Origin of the sequence: Corallococcus silvisoli (assembly GCF_009909145.1) — a bacterium.
Taxonomy (GTDB): Bacteria; Myxococcota; Myxococcia; order Myxococcales; family Myxococcaceae; genus Corallococcus; species Corallococcus silvisoli.
In genome coordinates this window covers 239,484-257,933 of sequence record NZ_JAAAPJ010000009.1, presented here as the reverse complement: position 1 = coordinate 257,933, position 18,450 = coordinate 239,484, and the positions used below count along the sequence as shown (strand labels likewise).

The following is an 18,450-nucleotide window of genomic DNA, read 5'->3' as shown; positions in this document are numbered from 1 at the left end:
GAGACTCCATGAAGCCGCTGGTCGCCATTGTCGGTCGCCCCAACGTGGGCAAGAGCACGCTGTTCAACCGCCTGGTGGGCCGCCGCATCGCGCTCGTGGAGGACGAGCCGGGCGTCACCCGCGACCGGCACTACGCGGACGCGGAGTGGGAGGGGCGCGCCTTCACGCTCATCGACACCGGCGGCTTCGTCCCCGGTGAGAAGGACTCGCTGCTCAAGCAGGTGCGCGAGCAGGCGCAGTTCGCGGTGGAGGAGTGCGACGTCATCATCTTCGTCGTGGACGCCCGCGCGGGGATGACGACCGCGGACGAGGCCGTCGCCAACTACCTGCGCAAGGCGGGCAAGCCCGTCGTGGTCGCCGCCAACAAGCTGGACAACGAGTCCGGGCAGATGCAGTCGCTGGCGGGCGAGTTCTTCCGCCTGGGCCTGGGCGACGTGAACGCCATGTCCGCGGAGCACAACCTGGGCATGGGCAGCCTGATGGACTCCGTCGTGGGCAAGCTGCCCGCGAAGGTGGAGGGCGAGGACGCGGAGGCGCCGCCGGACGACGGGAAGATCCGCGTGGCCATCATCGGCCGGCCCAACGTGGGCAAGAGCACGCTGGTCAACGCCATCCTGAAGGAGAAGCGCGTCGTCACGAGCGACATCGCGGGCACCACGCGCGACCCCATCGACTCCGAGGTGACGTACAAGGGCCAGCAGCTCATCCTCACGGACACCGCGGGCATCCGGCGCAAGAAGACCATCGCGCATCAGGTGGAGCAGTACTCCGTCATCGCCGCGCTCAAGGTGCTGGAGCGCAGCGACGTGGCGGTGCTGCTGATGGACGCCACGGAGCCCGCGGTGGATCAGGACGCGAAGCTCGCGGGCCTGTCCATGGACCGGGGCCGCGCGCTGGTCATCGTGGTGAACAAGTGGGACCTCATCGCGGAGGACAAGCGCCGCCAGGAGGCCTTCCGCGACGACCTCAAGCTCGCGCTCAAGTTCGTGGGCTACGCGCCGGTCATCTTCACGTCCGCCCTGCACGGCTCCAAGGTGGAGAAGGTGGTGGACGTGGCGGTGGAGCTGGCCAAGCAGTTCCGGTTCCGGGCGCCCACGCCGCAGCTCAACCGGCTGCTGGATTACATGGTGGACAACAACCCGGCACCCATCGTGAAGGGCAAGCCGCTCCGCCTGTACTACATCGCCCAGGTGACGGCGGCGCCGCCGACGTTCGCGCTCACCTGCAATGCCCCGGAAGGCGTTCCGGACATGTACAAGCGCTACATCACCAACCAGATCCGCAAGACGTTCGATTTGCGGGTCCCCATCCGCCTGCTCTTCCGCGAGCGTCCAGGCAAGGCCAAGCGCGAGGCCCGCAAGAACCCGCACCTGGCGGCCAAGGGCGGCAAGGGTGGGAAGCGGGCAGGGCGAGAGCGCGACTGACCCGCGCTCGCGCGTTGACACTCCCAGCGGGCGCTCTTTACAGTGCGCCGCTTTCCCAGAGCGAAGAGCACCGTCGAAGCCGGAGAGAGGTCCCTTCATCGTGGCCCAGCAGAAGACCGAGAAGATTCGCCAGCAGGAGCTTCGTCAGCCGGACGCCTTCCAGAAGGTGGGGGCGGACGCGCGCGACTGGCTGATGCAGCGCCAGAAGTTCCTCGCCATTGGCGCCGGCGTCCTGGTGCTGGGCGCGGTGGGCTTCGCCATTGGCAGCGAAGTCTCCAAGCGCGGCGAGGAGACGGCCTCCATGCAACTGGGGCAGGCCCTCACCGTCCTGGACCGCCCCGTGACGGGCGTGGACCCGGCGGACCCCACCTCCACGGAGACGCCGTTCCCGACGGTGGCTGCCCGTGATGAGGAGGTCGTCAAGCAGCTGTCCGGCTTCCGCAAGGAGCACCCGGGCACCCGCGCGGCGACCACGGCGGCCCTGCCGCAGGCCAAGGCGGAGTTCCGCCTGGGCAAGTACGACGACGCGCTGGCGTCCCTGGGGGCGTTCCTCCAGGGTTCACCGGAGAACGATGCCCTGCGCGCGAGCGCCCTGGAGGGCCAGGGCTACGCCTACGAGGCCAAGGGCGACTACGCCAACGCCATCACCTCCTTCGAGCAGATGGAGAAGGCGGACTCGGGCGAGTACCTGGTCGGCATGGGGCAGTACCACAAGGCCCGCATGCTCATCCTTCAGGGCAAGAAGGACGAGGCGGCGCAGGTGCTGTCGAAGATTCCCACCGACCACCCGAACAGCGCCGCGGCCCGCCAGGCCACCGAGCGCATGGCGGTCCTGGCCGCGGAAGGCGTAAAGATTCCCACGCCGGCACCGCCGCCGGCCGCGACGACGGAAACGGACGCGGGGTAGCGGTACGGCGCTCATGACCATGCGGCTCTCTCGGTGGAAGCGGTGGGTGGGAATGGTGGCCGGGGTGGGACTCCTGGCCGGGTGCGCGCGGGTGCCGCTGTACGGCAACCCGGAGCTGCCCGCGGCGCCCCGGCAGCCGCCGGTGGACTACTTCCACGTGGATTGGTGGACGGGGCTGGTGGAGAAGGTTCCGCTGCTGGAGTACTCGCCGCGTGAGCCCGCCTCCCCGGTGTACGACCCGGAGAGCAAGAACGTCATCGCGCAGACGCGCGACGGCTTCATCCACGCGGTGGGCCCGGACGGCCAGGAGCGCTGGTCCTTGCGCACCGGCGCCCGGGCGCTCGCGGGGGCCATGGCCAGCGAGGGCGTCATCTACGCGCCCGGCGGCGACGGCGTCCTGTATGCACTGGACGGCCGCACCGGCGCGGTGAAGTGGAAGTACGCCACGAACGAGTCCCTGGCCACGGTGCCCGTGCTGGCGGACGGGCTGATCCTGGTGGCCACGGACACCGACACGGTGTTCGCGGTGAAGGCGACGGACGGCACGTGGGTGTGGCAGTACCGCCGCGATCCGCCGTCGGGCTTCACCATCCGGGGCGCGTCCGCGCCGAGGGTGGACCAGGGCACCGCGTACATCGGCTTCTCCGACGGCTTCGTCGTCGCCCTCAAGGTAGATGACGGCGGCGTCGTCTGGGAGAAGGCGCTGTCGGGCACCGGGACGGAGTTCCTGGACGTGGACACCACTCCGGCCATCGATTCGGCGGGGCGGCTCTACGTGGCCTCGTACAAGAACGGCCTGTACGCGCTGGAGGCGGACTCGGGCGCTGTCATCTGGAACACCAGCGTGGGCGGCCTGACGTCGCTGCTCTCGCGGGGTGAGGTGGTGTTCGCCAGCGGCGACGGCCGCGTGGACGCCTACCTGGGGGAGACAGGGAAGCTCATCTGGTCGCTTCGCCTCAAGGATAGGACGGCGCTGGCTCCGGTGTTGGCTCGGGGAATGCTGCTGATCCCCAACGAGCGCGCGTTGCTGTTCGTGGACCCGACGACGGGCAAGACGCGCATGTCGTGGAACCCCGGCGTGGGTGTCTCCGCGCCGCCGTTCGTCGTGGGCTCGCGGGTGTACGTGCTGTCGAACAACGCGTACCTGTACTCGCTGGACATGAACAAGGTGAAGCTGGGGCCGCGCGGGTGACGCGCGCCGTGCCCCGGACGGTGCGGGTGGTGGCGGCGCTGATTCCCCGGCCCGGTCCGGAAGACGGCGGGCCGCGGTACCTGGTGCAGCAGCGCCTTCCTGGCGGAAGCCGGGCGCTGCTCTGGGAGTTCCCCGGCGGCAAGGTGGAGGCCGGCGAGACGGACGAGGCCGCCCTGGCGCGCGAGTGCCGCGAGGAGCTGGACGTGGAGCTGTCCGTGGGCCGGCGCCTGTGGGAAGGGCGGCACACGTACCCGGACCTCACGGTGGAGCTCATCCTGTACGCGGCCACGCTGGTGTCGGGTGAGCCGAAGCCCCTGGGCGCGCATCAGCTGGCGTTCCACACGCCCACGCAGATGCAGGCGCTGCCGTTCTGCGAGGCGGACGTGCCGCTCCTGGATGATCTGCTGGCGGGAAGGCTGGGTGCGCTCGATTGATGCTTCAGCACACGTTCCAGCACATCCCGGGCGTGGGGCCGTGGCGCGAGAAGGACCTGTGGTCCAAGGGCATCCGGACCTGGGATGACTTCCCGGACGGCGGCATCGTCATCAGCCGCAAGGCGGACGCGGTGGCCCGCCAGCGCATCGCGGAGGCCCGCGAAGCCCTGGCCCGGAAGGACCTGAAGGAGCTGGCCCGCCTGGTGCCGCCGCGCGAGCACTGGCGCCTGTTCCCGGAGTTCCAGGAGGACGCCGTCTACTTCGACATCGAGACGGACGGCAGCCAGACGCAGGTGCCCACGGTGGTGAGCCTGTTCGACGCCGCGGGGCTGCACGTCTTCATCCAGGGCCGGAACATGGACGCGCTGCCGGAGGCCATGGCGGCGCGGCGGTTGTGGGTGACGTTCAACGGTTCGTGCTTCGACGTGCCGGTGCTGAAGGAGTACTTCGGCGCGAAGCGCTTCCCGGTGCCGGAGGCGCACATCGATCTGCGCTTCGTCACGCGGCGGCTGGGGATGGGCGGCGGCCTGAAGGAGATTGAAGACAAGCTGGGCGTGGGCCGGCCGCCGCACCTGAAGGGCGTCAACGGCTACGACGCGGTGCTGCTGTGGCGCGCGTACCTGCGGCGCGGCGACGTGGAGGCCTTGCGCTATCTGGTGGAGTACAACCTCTACGACTCGTTCCAGCTGCGGTCACTGATGGACCTGTCCTACAACAAGGGCGCGGACGACCTGAACCTGGACGTCCCCCGGCTGAAGGTCTTCGAGCGCGGGGATCTCTTGTACGACGTGAGCCGACTGCTGTTGGAACTGGGCCCCACCGAGCGCGACGTGGACACGCTCGCGCGCGTGCGGGCCATGGAGCAGGATTCCTGAGCGGCCAGGTGGTCCCCTGGGTCGGCCGGCCGCGGCCCGGCGCCCCCTGGGGCATTCCCAGCCGTCGCGTGGCGCTCACCCGGCTCACGGCCCTGCCGGTGACGGACGCGGACTGGGCCGGGGATGGCTTCATCCTGAGCCCCACGGGCGAGGCCCTGGGATTGGCCCTGGGCGCGCGACGGCTCGCGGTGCTGGGGGCCGGGGACGCGTGGCCTCCCGAGCGTTCGCTGGAGCTGCCCCGGACGGCGCAGCTGGTCGCGCTGCATCCGTCGCTCCAGGGCGTGGCGGTGCTCGGGCCAGGGTGGATTGAGATGATGGGCCTGGGGCCGGACGCGGACTCGGTGGGCACGACGGCGCGCACCTGGACACGGCCCACGCAGGCGCTGGGCTTCGATGTCACCGGTCAGGGGTTGTGGACGAGTGACGTGGTGGAAGGAAGGGCGTCCGTGCGGGTGGTGGACGCCCGGACGCTGTCGGACGTCGCGGGGATGGAGACGGGGCTCGACGCGCCCCCGCTGGGCGAGGACGACCTGGATGGCCTGCATGAATGGATGCCGCACCCGCGCCTGCCGGTGATGGGCGTGTCGGTGAGCCGGGGGCAGGACGGCACCTGGCTCACGCTGGTGGAGCGCGGCCCGGCGGGGCTGATCCGGGGCGCGGTGGTGGCGTCCGTGGACGCGCCGTTCTATCCGGCGGGCTTCGTGCCGGACGGCTCGGGGTTCATCGGCGTGGGTGGCACCTGGGTGCGGCGCTGGACGTACCCGGAGGGGACGCAGGCGGCCGAGTTCCTGCTGCCGGAACAGGGAACGCTCGCCACGGGGTACTCCGGGTTGGTGACGGCAGGGGCGGTGCTGGTGGCGGTGGAGGACCTGTTGGCGGCGGGGGAGTGGTACCTGCTTCAGCTGGACCCCGTGACGCTGCGGCCCGTGTGTGCGTGGGAGCTGCCGCTGTCCACGGAGACCGTGACGTCGGTGCACCTGCTGCCCGGTGGCTACATTCTTTCGCCTGAGGACGGCCAGCTCTGGCGCCTGCCCGACGAAGTCCTTTCGGCGGTGTCCGAACCCGCCACCGTCCTGTGAACAGAGTCCCTGGGGATTGTTCAGGGCCGCGTGGAATGGCCTGGAAGGCTGTCTGTAAGGTCCGGGACCATGAGTGATCCAAACTTCGTGAACGCGCCCCCTGGAGGAGTCCCACCGCCGCCGGAGGCCGAGCCGCCAAAGACGCCGTCGCGCGGCAAGGTGCTGGGCATCCTGGTCGCGTTGATGGTCGTGGCGTTGGCGGCTTCGTATTTCGGCCTGAAGCGCCAATCCGAACCGGAGCCCGTGGCGGCGGCCCCGGTGGTGGACGCGGGCGTGGAGGCGGCACCGCCGGAGGTGCCACTGGCGGAGAGCGACAGCCGGGTCCGGGACGTGGTGGGCAAGCTGTCGGTGGACCCGGAGCTGGCGCGATGGCTCCAGGAGCGTGACCTGGCGCGCCGGTTCACCGCGTCCGTGAGCAACATCGCCGACGGCGAGAGCCCCCGGGCCTCGCTGCTGTTCATGGCCCCCGTGGGGGCGTTCCAGGTGGGCGAGGCGGCCGCGAACGGGCGGTCGGAGATCGCTCCGCTGAGCTACGCGCGCTACGACGTGGTGGCCCGGGTGCTGGGCTCGCTGGACGTGTCCGGCGCGGCGATGGTGTACCGGGAGCTGAAGCCGCTCGTCGATCAGGCCTACGGGGAGATCGCGCCGCCGGGACAGCGCTTCGAGACGGCCTTCGGTCGGGCCATCCAGCACCTGTTGGTGGTGCCGGTGCCGCGGGGGCCTGTCGAGGTGGAGTCCAAGGGCGCGCTCTATGTCTACGCGGCGCCGGAGCTGGAGGCGCTGAGCAAGGCCCAGAAGCACTTGCTGCGGATGGGGCCCGGGAACATGCGGCTCATCCAGGCGAAGCTTCGGGAGGTCCGGACGGCGCTGAACCTGCCGACCCCGGCGCCCGCGACGCCCGAACCGTTGCCGGATCAGGCTCCGGGGCAGTCGCAGACCGAGGAATGACGGCTACTTGTGCTTCTTTTTGCCGCCCTTGGCGGGCGCCGCCGGCGGCTTTGGCTTTTCCTTGTCGCCGGCGATCTGGAACGCGGCCCGGAGGTCGTCCACGTCGCGGCCGCGCGAGTCCTGGAACGCCGTGCCTGTTTGGGCGTCCACGACCAGCGTGTACGAGTAGCCGGTCTTGAGCGGCTGCGGCAGGTGGATGCGGTAGACGAGGCCGTCGTCGGACTCGGTCACGGAGTCGTCGGAGACCATGGCCCGGTCGGCTTCGTCCATCAGCCGGACGCGGTAGTTGCGCAGGGGCAGCGTGCTGCGCAGCTCCAGGTCCGAGGTGGACTCCACCAGGGGTTTTTCCTCCAGGGACAGCGGGATGAGCGCGAGCCCGGCGTCCGGAGCCTGGTACTGGAGCGTGAAGGCCACGGCCTCGGGGGCCGCGTCCGGGGTCGCCGTGGCGCTGGCGGGACCGCCGTCCGCGGTGGCCTGGGGCGTCTTGTCGGGGCAGCCCGTGAGCAGGGCCGCGGTGAGGCCGCAGAGCGCGGCGAGTCCGGTTCGTCGGAGGAGACGCATGGGGCGGCAACGTATGTGCCAGACACGGACTCGGGAAGCCCGAGATCACGAACCTGGGAGCCCGCCGGGCCGGTTGCGTGGACGTCCACGGAGGCTGGGGGACGGCGCTGGAAGCACCTGGAATCCTTCAGGATGCCCTGGCAATGACGTCTGATAAGAAGCGTTATGTAAACTAAGCCTCTGGGGTCCCAGGGGCGCATTCGTGGGACCACTTCCCCGTTTCCTTTTGGACGGCGTCCCTGCCCGCCGTCGTGTTGGCGCGCGATGGGCGGCATGGGATCCGTTCGCACATGCGGAATCCCGGTCGCCGTGACGTCGTGTCCGCCGTGCTGTTGGGGAGCCTTGGCGTCGCCGCGACCGCCCTTTCCGCGGCGCCCAGGCCCCGGGGAAAGCCGCTGGCGGTCAACGCCACCGAGGACCTGATGCGCGAGCACGGCGTCATCCGGCGCACCCTTCTGGTCTACGACGAGCTCGCGCGGCGCCTGCGGAACCCTGGGGAGACCGCTCCTTCCGAGGTGCTCTCCCAGGCCGCGGGCCTGATGGCCCGGTTTGGCGAGGGCTACCACGAGAAGCTCGAGGAAACCGAGGTGTTCCCACCCCTGGTCAAGGCCGGCCAGCAGAAACCGCTCGTCGACGTGCTCCTCGCGCAGCACGCGGCCGGCCGCGCACTGACCCAGGGCTTCCTCGCGGCGGCGAACAGCCCGGACGCCCTATCGAAGCCGGACTCCCGCTCGCGCGTGGCCCAGCAGCTCATGCAGTTCACCCGCATGTACCAGGCCCACGCGGCGCGTGAGGACACGGTGCTCTTTCCCGCCTTCCGGTCGCTCTTCGCGGCGAAGGACTTCGAGGCGCTGGGAGATCGCTTCGAGGAACAGGAACACCGCCTGCTCGGGAGCGATGGCTTCGAGAAGGCGCTCGACGAGGTCGCGCGGCTGGAGCGCGCCCTGGGCATCCACGACCTGGCTGGGTTCACCCCCAGGACTTAAGGCGCCGTGGCCACGGGCTCGCCGGGCGCCGTGTCGTTGCGGTGGATCACGCCCTCCTTCATCACGAAGAGGACCTTCTGGGTGACGCGGATGTCCTGGAGGGGGTTGCCGGGCACGGCGACGACGTCCGCCAGCTTCCCCGGCTCCAGCGTCCCCAGCCGGTCCGACACCCCGAGCAGCTCCGCCGCGTTCACGGTGGCGGTGCGCAGGGCCTCGGCGGGCGCCAGGCCGGCGTCCACCATCAGCCCGAACTCCTCCGCGTTGCGCCCATGGGCGAATACGCCCGCGTCCGTGCCGAACGCGATGCGCACCCCCAGGGAGATCGCCTTGCGCATCACCTGCTCTCGCCTCACATTCACGGCGCGCAGCTTGATGACGGTGGCCGGCGGCAGGCTGCCCTTGTCCGCCAGCTCCTTCACTCCGTAGAAGGCCAGGACGGTGGGCACGTACCAGGTGCCCTTGCTCTTCATCAGCTCCAGCGCCTCGTCGTCCATCAACGTGCCGTGCTCGATGGAGTCCACGCCCGCGCGGATGGCGCGCTTCGCCCCTTCCGCGCCGTGCGCGTGCGCGGCCACCTTGCGCCGGCGCGAGTGGGCTTCGTCCACCACCGCGTCCAGCTCCGCCTGGGTGAACTGCGGGGCGTCCGCGTCTCCGTTGAGGCTCAGCACGCCGCCCGTGGCGCACACCTTGATGACGTCCGCGCCGTACTTGAGGTTCTCTCGCACGAGGGCGCGCAGCGCGTCCGGGCCATCCGCCACGCCTCGGCTGGCGTCATGGGCCATCAGCCCCTTGCGCCAGGAGTTTCCGTGGTCACAGTGGCCGCCCGTGGTGCTCAGGGCGGACGTCGCGGCCAGGATGCGGGGCCCCACGACGGTGCCTCGCGCGATGGCGTTGCGCAGGCCCACGTCGATGAAGTCCTCCGAGCCCAGGTTGCGCACCGTGGTGAACCCCGCCATCAGCGTGGCGCGCGCCCGCGGCAGCGTGTTCAACGTCTGCTCGGGGATGGTGCGCTGGAAGTTGTCGATGATGTCCTTGCGCCAATCGGGCCCGGGCTCCGCGCTCAGGTGCGTGTGCGCGTCCATGAAGCCCGGCAGGAGCGTGGCGTCGCCCAGGTCCACGACCGTCGCGCCTTCCGGCACGGGCGCCTTCGGGCCCACGCCCACCACCTTCCCCTCCGCCACCACCACCACGCCCGGGCTGACGATCTTCCCCGTCTTCGCATCGAAGAGCCGCGCCGCCTTGAGGACCTGGGTCGTCGTCCGGGCGGGCTCGGTGGCTTCGGCGGAATGGGACAGCGACAGCAGGAGGGAGCCAAGGAGCAGAGCGGGTCGCACGGTCCGCCGATGCTACCGCAACGCCATCACGGCGTGCCCGCCCGGCGGACGGCGGGGCGCTGCGTGTGACGCGTCACGTAGTCCACCAGCCGCGGGTGCCCTTCCAGGAGCTTCAGCGTGTGGGCCAGGTGGAGGATCGACGCCATCACCACGTCGGCGGCCGTGAAGTGCGCCCCCACGAGGAACTCCCGGCCGTCGAGCCGCGAGTCCACGACCGCGAGCACCGCGTTCAACCGCTGCCGGGACAGCGGCGCTTCCGCCTGCTGTCCCTCCGGAAGCCGCGCGTGCCGGAAGAAGTCCAGCACCACCGGCTCCACGGTGTCCTCCGCGACGGCGATCCACTGGTAATACGCGGCGCGTTCGGCGGAGCCCACGGGGGGCGCCAGGTGATGCTCCGGGAACCGGTCCGCCAGGTGCATGCAGATGGCCGAGGACTCGAACAGCGTCACGTCCCCGTCCACCAGCGTCGGGACCTGGCCGAAGGGATTCAGCGCCAGGTACTCCGGCGTCGACGTGTCCCCCTTCGAGGGCTCCACCTTCACCAACTCGTACGGCACCCCGAGCTCCTCCAGCAGCCAGCGGGCGCGGGTCGCTCGGGTCCTGGGCGTGAAATAGAGCTTCATGGGCGCACCTCCGAACAGGTCCGCCCCGAGTGCTATCACGCGGCCCCGTGTGCGGGTCCACCGCGCAGCCGCTCGAACTCCACCGCGCAGTGCGCGGAGAACACCTTCACTTCGTGCCCATGCGCGCGCACCAGCTCGCGCAGCCGCTCCTGGTTCGCGAGCCGCGCGGCGTTGTCCACCGACCTCAGCCGCTGGAACAGCGCCACGCCCCACGGGCTCCGCGGCGCCACCGGATCCACCTCGTGGTGGCTGAAGTACGCGTCTCCCGCGTGCAGCACCCAGCCCCCGGGGCCCTTCACCGCGACGCCGCAGTGGCCGGCCGTGTGTCCCGCCAGCGGCACCAGCAGCACCTCCGCGTCCAGGCCCGGAATCACCCGGACGGACTCGAAGCCGAACCAGCGCTCGCCGTCCACGGCGTACCGGTTCCACTTCGGCCCGTGCTCCCACTGCACCGGCCGGTAGCCGAACATCGCGCCCGGCTTCGGCGGCACCAGGGCCGCGTCGTGCTCGTCCTCGAACACGTGGACCTGGGCCTCGGGGAAATCCGCCAGCCCGCCAATGTGGTCCAGGTCCATGTGCGTCGGCACGATGTGCCGCACGTCCCCGCGCTGGAACCCCAGTCGCTCCACCTGGGCCAGCGCTGTCTCGGCCAGCTCCAACCGGGGCGCGTTCCGGGCCACGAACCGCCCGCCCAGCCGCTGCTTCGCGTCCTGGACATCCCGGGTCCCCAGCCCCGTGTCCACCAGGACGAGCCCCCGTGGCGTCTCCAGCAGCAGGCAGTGGCAGACCATCCGGGCGCGCTCGAAGAGCCCGCCGTCGCCCGTGACGAACCGGGCGCTGGAGGGACACAGGGTTCCGCAGTTCAGGTGATGGATTCGCATGCCCGTCACTGTACGAATCCACCCCACGGGCCCGATTGGAGGAATCGGCCAGAGTCCGGTGGCCCGCACCCGGACCGGGTTGCTGCCCGGGGCCCGCCGCGCCATGGTTGCCGGCGCATGGCCTCCCCGTCCGAGCACACGCTGACCCCGCGGGCCGACCTGTCGCGCTTCGTCCAGCGGGCACGGCTCCTCTGGCGGGGCCCGTCCCCGGACGCCTACGTCCGCCTCCCGGACGGCACCGTCGAGCTGGTGGTCCGCGTCACGGCGTCGTCCTGCGACGTGCACGCGCTGGGGCCCCGGGAGCACGTGCTGCGCAAGGCGCCGTCGGAGGTGCCGCCCGACACGCTGGGCCTCCAGTTCAAGCCCGGGGGCGCGTATCCGTTCTTCGGTGTGCCCATGTCGGAGCTGGCCCGCCGGTCGCTGTCCATCGACACACTCTGGGGCCGGGCCGACGGCGCGAGGCTGCGCGCCCAGCTCGCGGAGGCCCGCTCCCCCGAGGCCCGCCTGCGCGCGCTCGAGGCCGCCCTCGCGGACCGGCTCCAGCGGGATGACGTCTACGAGCCCGCCGCCGCGTACCTCGTGCGGCGCGGCATCCGCCTGCTCACCGACGCGGTGGAGATTCCCCGCGTGGCCGGCCTGGCCCGTACGCTGGGCGTGAGCGAGCGGCACCTGCGCCGCGCCTTCGACGACGTGCTCGGCATGGGCCCCAAGGCCTTCGCGCGGCTCGTGCGCTTCCACCGCGCGCTCCGGGCCTCCAGTGTCCAGGGCGCACGGCCGGACTGGGGCGCCATCGCGGCCGGTGCTGGCTACTATGATCAGGCCCACCTCATCGCGGACTTCCGGGCCGTCACGGGCAGCACCCCGGGTGCATGGGTCCGGGCCCGGGTGGCCTGAGCCCCCTGCCCGTCCGCGTCGGACGCGGCGCGTCGGGATGCTGCGGGGCGGCGGATCCAGCTGCCTGGTGGGCCTCCTGGGAATCGAACGGGCGGCTGTGCGTTGTGCAGGAGGCGTGGGCGTTTTCCCCGCTTGACCGCCGCAGGGGCATCCCTCACAAACGCCCCGTCCCCGCGGGTCTCCGTTCCCGCGGCCCGAAAGGATCCCATTCATGAAGCGATTGATGGTCATCGCCGCCCTCGTGGGTGCCGCTCCGGCGCTCGCCGACGAAGGCATGTGGACGTACAACAACTTCCCCGCCGCGAAGGTGAAGCAGAAGTACGGCTTCGAGCCGGATCAGCAGTGGCTGGAGAAGCTGCGCCTGGGCGCGGTGCGTCTGGCTGGCGGCTGCTCCGCGAGCTTCGTGTCGCCGGACGGCCTGGTGATGACGAACCACCACTGCGCGCGCGGCTGCATCGAGCAGCTGTCCTCCGCGAAGCAGGACTACCTAGCCAACGGCTTCTACGCGAAGACGCAGGCCGAGGAGAAGCAGTGCCCGGCGATGGAGGTGAACCAGCTCGTCGAGATCACCGACGTCACCGACGCGCTGAACAAGGCCACCCAGTCGCTGTCCGGCAAGCAGTACTCGGACACGCTGAAGGCGGAGATGGCCAAGGTGGAGAAGGCCTGCGCCAACGGCGACGACAAGGTGCGTTGTGACGTCGTCACGCTGTACCAGGGCGGCAAGTACAACCTCTACAAGTACCGCCGCTTCCAGGACGTGCGCCTGGTGTTCGCCCCGGAGCACGCCATCGCCTTCTTCGGCGGTGACCCGGACAACTTCGAGTTCCCCCGCTACGACCTGGACGTGTCGTTCGTGCGCGTCTACCAGGACAAGCAGCCGGTGAAGACGCCGGACTACTTCAAGTGGTCCGAGCACGGCGCCAAGGAGAACGAGCTCACGTTCGTGGCCGGCAACCCGGGCCGCACCTCGCGCCAGCTGACCATCGCGGAGCTGGAGTACATCCGCGACGTGTCCATGCCCAAGTCGCTCATGTACCTGTCCGAGATGCGGGGCATGCTCACGGAGTTCCAGAAGCGCGGCCCCGAGCAGAAGCGCATCTCCAGCAACATGCTCTTCGGCGTGGAGAACGGCCTGAAGGCGTCCAAGGGCCGCCACGAGGCGCTGCTCGACAAGCAGTTCTTCGCGCAGAAGGTCGCCGCGGAGCAGGAGCTGCGCAAGAAGGTCGACGCGAACCCCGAGCTGAAGAAGAAGTACGCCGGCGCCTGGGATGAGATCGCCAAGGCGGAGGGGCAGCTCGTCAACCTCCGCAAGGACCTGAACTACATGGAGCAGGGCCAGGGCCTGTCGTCCTCCATGTACGTCATCGCCCGGACGCTGGTGCGCGCCAGCGAGGAGCTGCCCAAGGACAACGGCCAGCGGCTGCGTGAGTACAACGACGCCAACCAGCCCGCGCTCAAGGCGCAGCTCTTCAGCCCCGCGCCCATCTACCCGGAGCTGGAGATCGCCCGCCTGACGTTCAGCCTCACCAAGCTGCGCGAGGAGCTGGGCGCCAAGCACCCCTTCGTGAAGAAGGTCCTGGGCAAGGAGTCCCCGGAGCAGGTCGCCACCCGCGTGGTGAAGGGCAGCAAGCTGGCGGACGTCAAGGCGCGCCAGGCGCTCTTCGACGGTGGCAAGAAGGCCGTGGAGGCGTCCAAGGATCCGATGATCCAGCTGGCCCTCCTGGTGGACCCGGACGCCCGCGCCATCCGCAAGAAGTTCGAGGACGACGTGGAGTCCGTCATCCGGAAGAACAGCGAGCTGGTCGCCAAGGCGAGCTTCGACATCTACGGCACCAACCAGTACCCGGACGCGACGTTCTCCCCGCGCGTGTCCTTCGGTTCGGTGAAGGGCTACACGGAGAATGGCGCGCAGGTGGCGCCGTTCACCCAGATGGCTGGCACGTTCGAGCACGCCACGGGCCAGGAGCCGTTCGCCCTGCCCAAGTCGTGGGTGAAGTCGGAGAAGGTCATCAACGGCGCCACGCTGATGAACTTCGTCACCACCAACGACATCATCGGCGGCAACTCCGGTTCGCCCGTGCTGAACCAGAACCGCGAGGTCGTGGGCCTGGTGTTCGACGGCAACATCCAGTCGCTGGGCGGTGACTACGGCTTCGACGAGTCCGTGAACCGCACCGTGGCGGTCCACTCGGACGCCATCATCGAGGCGCTCCAGAAGATCTACGGCGCCAACCGCGTGCTGGAAGAGCTGCGCCCCGGTAGCACGAAGGTGACGCCGGTGAAGGCCAACCCGGCGGGGTAGTCTCCCCTTCCGCGGGCTGAAGTCCCCGAGGCTGCCTGGTTCGCGCCAGGCAGCCTCTTCTTTCATCCGCGCCCGCGAGGAGCCCTCACCCTGAGCGGGGCTCCGCGGACGCCCTCCGGCTCACTCCCACTCGATGGTGGCGGGCGGCTTGGAGGAGATGTCGTAGACGACGCGGTTGATGCCGCGCACCTCGTTGGTGATGCGCGAGGAGATGCGCTCCAGGATGGGGAACGGGATGCGGGCCCAGTCCGCCGTCATCCCGTCCACGCTGGTGACGGCGCGCAGCACGCAGGTGGACTCGTAGGTGCGCTCGTCGCCCATCACGCCCACGCTCTGCACCGGCAGCAGCACCGCGAACGCCTGCCACACCTCGCGGTACAGGCCGGCCTTGTGGATCTCCTCCTGGACGATGGCGTCCGCGCGGCGCACCAGGTCCAGGCGCTTCTCGTTCACCTCGCCCAGCACCCGGATGGCCAGGCCCGGCCCCGGGAAGGGCTGGCGGGAGACCATCTCGTCCGGCAGGCCCAGCTCGCGGCCCAGGGCGCGGACCTCGTCTTTGAAGAGCTCGCGCAGGGGCTCCACCAGCTTGAGCTTCATCTGCTCTGGCAGGCCGCCCACGTTGTGGTGGCTCTTGATGGTGACGGAGGGGCCCTTCCAGGACACGGATTCAATGACGTCCGGGTACAGCGTGCCCTGCGCCAGGAAGCCCGCGTCCTGCACGTCGCGCGAGGCCTCCTCGAACACGGCGATGAACTCCCGGCCGATGATCTTCCGCTTCTGCTCTGGATCGGTGACGCCGGCCAGCTTGGACAGGAAGCGCTCGCGCGCATCCACCGTCTTCAGGGGGACGTGGAAGCGGTCCACGAAGAGGGCCTCCACCTGCGCCCGCTCGCCCTGCCGCAGGACGCCGTTGTCCACGAAGATGCACTGGAGGCGCGGGCCGATGGCCCGGTGCAGCAGCAGCGCCGCCACGGAGCTGTCCACGCCGCCGGACAGCCCGCAGATGACCCGGCCCTCCTCGCCCACCTGCTTGCGGATGGTCTCCACCGCCTCGTCGATGAAGCCCTTCATCGTCCAGGAGCCGGTGACCTTGCAGTCGTTGAAGAGGAAGGCGCGCAGCATCGTCTTGCCCTGCGGCGTGTGGACCACCTCCGGGTGGAACTGGAGGCCGTACCAGGGCTTCGTCGCATGGGCCGCCGCCGCGAAGGGCGAATTGCCGCTGCGGCCAATGGCCTCGAAACCGGGCGGCAGCACGTCCACCCGGTCCCCGTGGCTCATCCACACCTGCACCTGGTCGCCCGGGTGGAACTCCGCGAACGGGCCGCGCGCGGTGAGCACCTCCACCGCCGCGCTGCCGAACTCCCGGTGCGCGCCCCGGTCGATGCGGCCGCCCAGCAGCTTGGAGATGAGCTGGAGGCCGTAGCAGATGCCCAGCACGGGGACGCCCGCGTCGAAGACGTAGGGGTCACAGCGGGGGGAGCCAGGGGCCTCCACGGAGGCCGGGCCGCCGGACAGGATGATGCCGCGCGGCGCGAACTGGCGGATGTCGGCGGCGGGGAGGTCGGGGCGGTGTATCTCACAATACACCCCCAGCTCGCGCACCCGGCGGGCGATGAGCTGGGTGTACTGGCTCCCGAAATCAAGGATCAGGATCTTCTCGGAGTGCAGGTCCACCGGCGATTCTCCCAGGGGGCGTCGTTGACGGGTGGGGGCCCTTATCGCTACAAACTTCGGGAAATCAACGCTGAAAGGCCGTCAATTGTTCGTGCGCCGCCTGTCCGCTTCCACTGCAGCAGCCATGCTCCTCCTGTCCTCCTCGGGGTGCGTGAAGGAGATCTCCTCTGACGAACGTCTGGAGAGGGATACCCGCAGCGTCGCCGTGAAGGATGCGCCCGGCGTCACCGAGCTCTCCAAGCTCACCTGTGACGACACCACGGCGCCCCTCAACAAGGCGCGGGACGTCAACCGTCCGGAGTCGGACCGGCTGGTGGACTACGTCCAGCTCTACTCCTCGCTCCGGGAGCGCACCCACACCTTCGAGGACGCGATGGCCCGCAACCCGGACCTGAGCTACCGCGAGGGCAGCCAGAACCTGGTCAACGCCAAGGACACCTGCATCCAGCAGACGGCGGACGTCCGGGTGGAGTTCGAGATCTACCTGCGCGAGCTGGTGGACGTCCCCACGGTGCAGGAGATCAAGGGCGGCAACACCGTCACGGTGGCCCGCCTGGACTTCGGCACCATGAAGAAGGCCATCGAGACGCTGGACCCGGACGACCGCGAGCAGCTGCTCCAGCGCGTGAACGCCGCGGAGAAGCGCGTGTCGGCCGCGCCGGCCCCCGCGGAGGAGACCCCCGCCGGCGGCAAGCGTCGCGGCAAGTAGTCCCTCGCGGGCCTCCCCTGGGTGCGTCCCAGGGGAGCCTCCCCTGCCCCGGAGCTTCCTCCGGGGCGGGAAGCCCTACTCCATGCGGTAGTTGGGCGCTTCCTCGGTGATGATGACGTCGTGCACGTGGCTCTCCTTGAGCCCGGCGGACGTGATGCGCGTGAAGGTGGCCTTCGTGCGCAGCTCCTCGATGGTGGCGCACCCCACGTAGCCCATGCCGCTGCGGATGCCACCCAGCATCTGGTGCACGTTCATGGACAGGCTGCCCTTGTACGGGACGCGGCCCTCGATGCCTTCGGGCACCAGCTTCACCGCCTCCACGTCGGACTGGAAGTAGCGGTCCTTGGCGCCCTGCTTCATCGCGCCCAGGCTGCCCATGCCCCGGTAGCTCTTGTAGCTGCGGCCCTGGTACAGGATGACGTCGCCAGGGGACTCCTCGGTGCCGGCGAACAGCGAGCCGATCATCACGGAGCTGGCGCCCGCGGCCAGGGCCTTGACGATGTCGCCCGAGTACTTGATGCCGCCGTCGGAGATGATGGGGATGCCGTGCTTGTCCGCTTCGCGGGCGCAGTCATCCACCGCCGTCACCTGGGGTACGCCCACGCCGGCCACCACGCGCGTGGTGCAGATGGAGCCCGGGCCGATGCCCACCTTCACCGCGTCCACGCCCGCCTCGATGAGCGCGCGCGTGCCTTCCGCGGTGGCCACGTTGCCGGCGATGAGGTCGAACCCGCGGAAGTTCTTGCGGGTGTCGCGCACGCCCTCCAGCACGCCCTTGGAGTGGCCGTGCGCGGTGTCCACGACGATGACGTCCACGCCCGCCTTGAGCAGCGCGTCGATGCGGGCCTCGCGGTCGGCGGACACGCCCACGGCGGCGGCGCAGAGCAGGCGGCCCTTCGCGTCCTTGGCCGCGTAGGGGTGGGTGCGGCGCTTCTCGATGTCCTTGATGGTGATGAGGCCCTTCAGCTCATAGGCCTCGTTCACGACGAGGAGCTTCTCGATGCGGTGCTCGTGGAGGAGCTTCTGGGCGTCGTCCTGGGAGATGCCCTCGCGGCCGGTGACGAGCTTCGTCGTCATCACGTCCTCGACCTTCTGGGTGAAGTTCTTCTCGAAGCGCACGTCGCGGCTGGTGACGATGCCCACCAGGCGCTTGCCCTGCACCACGGGGACGCCGGACACGCCGTGCGCCTTCATCAGCTCCAGCGCGCGAGAGAGCGGCGCCTTCGGTTCGATGGTGACCGGATCCACCACCATGCCGCTCTCGAACTTCTTGACCTTGAGGACCTCCAGCGCCTGCTGCTCGGGGGTCATGTTCTTGTGGATGACGCCAATGCCACCTTCCTGGGCCATGGCGATGGCCGTGCGGGCTTCCGTCACGGTGTCCATGGCGGCGGACAACAGGGGCACGTTGAGCCGGATGTTGCGCGTCAGGCGGGTCGTCAGGTCGGCATCACGGGGCGTGACGGCGCTCTCGCCGGGCAGCAGGAGCACGTCGTCGAAGGTGAGGGCCAACCGGATATCGGGGTTCAACATGGGGGCTCCCGGAGGCCCCGCGGGGCACCAGCGCCCGGCGGGTGCGTGTCCATACGGTTTACGCGGCAGCCGCGCAACGGAAGAAGGTTTT

General features: G+C 70.0%; 17 protein-coding genes. 11 read left to right on the top strand and 6 right to left on the bottom strand.

The window, feature by feature from the left end; all coding sequences use genetic code 11:
• Window positions 1-8: 8 nt before the first annotated feature.
• From der to GTY96_RS19650, 7 genes are all read left to right on the top strand, one after another.
• Window positions 9-1,424, top strand: coding sequence for a ribosome biogenesis GTPase Der (der, locus tag GTY96_RS19680; RefSeq protein WP_143904561.1), 1,416 nt, complete (start codon window positions 9-11; stop codon window positions 1,422-1,424).
• A gap of 97 nt (window positions 1,425-1,521) precedes the next feature.
• The gene (locus tag GTY96_RS19675) at window positions 1,522-2,331 is read left to right on the top strand and encodes a tetratricopeptide repeat protein (RefSeq protein WP_370456601.1); all 810 of its coding nucleotides are present in this window, start codon (window positions 1,522-1,524) and stop codon (window positions 2,329-2,331) included.
• Between the two features lie 13 nt (window positions 2,332-2,344).
• Window positions 2,345-3,523 carry an outer membrane protein assembly factor BamB family protein gene (locus GTY96_RS19670; protein ID WP_143904565.1) on the top strand — a complete coding sequence of 393 codons (1,179 nt, stop codon included), beginning with the start codon at window positions 2,345-2,347 and terminating at the stop codon, window positions 3,521-3,523.
• Window positions 3,520-3,957, top strand: a complete 438-nt coding sequence (locus GTY96_RS19665; protein ID WP_143904567.1) for a (deoxy)nucleoside triphosphate pyrophosphohydrolase — start codon at window positions 3,520-3,522, stop codon at window positions 3,955-3,957. Before GTY96_RS19670 ends, GTY96_RS19665 begins: the two co-directional genes overlap by 4 nt.
• Window positions 3,957-4,832: a ribonuclease H-like domain-containing protein gene (locus GTY96_RS19660; protein WP_143904793.1), complete on the top strand. Its 876-nt coding sequence runs from the start codon at window positions 3,957-3,959 to the stop codon at window positions 4,830-4,832. Before GTY96_RS19665 ends, GTY96_RS19660 begins: the two co-directional genes overlap by 1 nt.
• 8 nt (window positions 4,833-4,840) lie before the next feature.
• A complete protein-coding gene (locus GTY96_RS19655; protein WP_161665501.1) occupies window positions 4,841-5,911 on the top strand; it encodes a hypothetical protein in 1,071 nt (356 codons plus the stop codon).
• A 69-nt stretch (window positions 5,912-5,980) separates the two neighbouring features.
• A complete protein-coding gene (locus GTY96_RS19650) occupies window positions 5,981-6,859 on the top strand; it encodes a DUF3014 domain-containing protein (RefSeq protein ID WP_143904571.1) in 879 nt (292 codons plus the stop codon).
• Between the two features lie 3 nt (window positions 6,860-6,862).
• Here GTY96_RS19650 and GTY96_RS19645 read toward each other — a convergent pair whose 3' ends face one another.
• The gene (locus GTY96_RS19645; RefSeq protein WP_161665500.1) at window positions 6,863-7,420 is read right to left on the bottom strand and encodes a hypothetical protein; all 558 of its coding nucleotides are present in this window, start codon (window positions 7,418-7,420) and stop codon (window positions 6,863-6,865) included.
• A 290-nt stretch (window positions 7,421-7,710) separates the two neighbouring features.
• Between GTY96_RS19645 and GTY96_RS19640 the strand changes: the two genes are divergently transcribed.
• Entirely contained in the window at window positions 7,711-8,406 is a 696-nt protein-coding gene (locus GTY96_RS19640; RefSeq protein ID WP_161665499.1) for a hemerythrin domain-containing protein, read from the top strand.
• Here GTY96_RS19640 and GTY96_RS19635 read toward each other — a convergent pair.
• From GTY96_RS19635 to GTY96_RS19625, 3 genes are read right to left on the bottom strand one after another with little or no spacing between them, the layout of a single operon-like run.
• Entirely contained in the window at window positions 8,403-9,740 is a 1,338-nt protein-coding gene (locus GTY96_RS19635; protein ID WP_161665498.1) for a metal-dependent hydrolase family protein, read from the bottom strand. The genes GTY96_RS19640 and GTY96_RS19635 overlap by 4 nt on opposite strands.
• A gap of 26 nt (window positions 9,741-9,766) precedes the next feature.
• Window positions 9,767-10,363: a glutathione S-transferase family protein gene (locus tag GTY96_RS19630; RefSeq protein ID WP_161665497.1), complete on the bottom strand. Its 597-nt coding sequence runs from the start codon at window positions 10,361-10,363 to the stop codon at window positions 9,767-9,769.
• A 35-nt stretch (window positions 10,364-10,398) separates the two neighbouring features.
• Window positions 10,399-11,244 carry an MBL fold metallo-hydrolase gene (locus tag GTY96_RS19625; protein WP_161665549.1) on the bottom strand — a complete coding sequence of 282 codons (846 nt, stop codon included), beginning with the start codon at window positions 11,242-11,244 and terminating at the stop codon, window positions 10,399-10,401.
• Window positions 11,245-11,361: 117 nt separating this feature from the next.
• On the opposite strand from GTY96_RS19625, the gene GTY96_RS19620 reads away from it, so the two are divergent.
• Window positions 11,362-12,138, top strand: a complete 777-nt coding sequence (locus tag GTY96_RS19620; protein ID WP_143904581.1) for a helix-turn-helix domain-containing protein — start codon at window positions 11,362-11,364, stop codon at window positions 12,136-12,138.
• Between the two features lie 211 nt (window positions 12,139-12,349).
• A complete protein-coding gene (locus tag GTY96_RS19615) occupies window positions 12,350-14,443 on the top strand; it encodes a S46 family peptidase (protein ID WP_143904583.1) in 2,094 nt (697 codons plus the stop codon).
• A gap of 120 nt (window positions 14,444-14,563) precedes the next feature.
• On the opposite strand, the gene guaA is transcribed toward GTY96_RS19615, so the two are convergent.
• Window positions 14,564-16,117, bottom strand: coding sequence for a glutamine-hydrolyzing GMP synthase (gene guaA, locus GTY96_RS19610; protein ID WP_143904586.1), 1,554 nt, complete (start codon window positions 16,115-16,117; stop codon window positions 14,564-14,566).
• 124 nt (window positions 16,118-16,241) lie between these two features.
• Here guaA and GTY96_RS19605 point away from each other — a divergent pair, with 124 nt between their 5' ends.
• On the top strand, window positions 16,242-16,826 hold the full coding sequence (locus GTY96_RS19605) for a hypothetical protein (RefSeq protein WP_143904588.1): 585 nt from the start codon (window positions 16,242-16,244) through the stop codon (window positions 16,824-16,826).
• Window positions 16,827-16,901: 75 nt separating this feature from the next.
• Here GTY96_RS19605 and guaB read toward each other — a convergent pair whose 3' ends face one another.
• A complete protein-coding gene (gene guaB / locus GTY96_RS19600) occupies window positions 16,902-18,359 on the bottom strand; it encodes an IMP dehydrogenase (RefSeq protein ID WP_143904590.1) in 1,458 nt (485 codons plus the stop codon).
• Between the last annotated feature and the right edge of the window lie 91 nt (window positions 18,360-18,450).

Bases quoted from the DNA above. Each gene is read 5' to 3' on its own strand.
- der (WP_143904561.1), top strand. From the start codon at position 9: ATGAAGCCGCTGGTCGCCATTGTCGGTCGCCCCAACGTGGGCAAGAGC.
- GTY96_RS19670 (WP_143904565.1), top strand. From the start codon at position 2,345: ATGACCATGCGGCTCTCTCGGTGGAAGCGGTGGGTGGGAATGGTGGCC.
- GTY96_RS19660 (WP_143904793.1), top strand. From the start codon at position 3,957: ATGCTTCAGCACACGTTCCAGCACATCCCGGGCGTGGGGCCGTGGCGC.
- GTY96_RS19650 (WP_143904571.1), top strand. From the start codon at position 5,981: ATGAGTGATCCAAACTTCGTGAACGCGCCCCCTGGAGGAGTCCCACCG.
- GTY96_RS19645 (WP_161665500.1), bottom strand. From the start codon at position 7,420: ATGCGTCTCCTCCGACGAACCGGACTCGCCGCGCTCTGCGGCCTCACC.
- GTY96_RS19640 (WP_161665499.1), top strand. From the start codon at position 7,711: ATGCGGAATCCCGGTCGCCGTGACGTCGTGTCCGCCGTGCTGTTGGGG.
- GTY96_RS19630 (WP_161665497.1), bottom strand. From the start codon at position 10,363: ATGAAGCTCTATTTCACGCCCAGGACCCGAGCGACCCGCGCCCGCTGG.
- GTY96_RS19625 (WP_161665549.1), bottom strand. From the start codon at position 11,244: ATGCGAATCCATCACCTGAACTGCGGAACCCTGTGTCCCTCCAGCGCC.
- GTY96_RS19620 (WP_143904581.1), top strand. From the start codon at position 11,362: ATGGCCTCCCCGTCCGAGCACACGCTGACCCCGCGGGCCGACCTGTCG.
- GTY96_RS19615 (WP_143904583.1), top strand. From the start codon at position 12,350: ATGAAGCGATTGATGGTCATCGCCGCCCTCGTGGGTGCCGCTCCGGCG.
- GTY96_RS19605 (WP_143904588.1), top strand. From the start codon at position 16,242: ATGCTCCTCCTGTCCTCCTCGGGGTGCGTGAAGGAGATCTCCTCTGAC.
- guaB (WP_143904590.1), bottom strand. From the start codon at position 18,359: ATGTTGAACCCCGATATCCGGTTGGCCCTCACCTTCGACGACGTGCTC.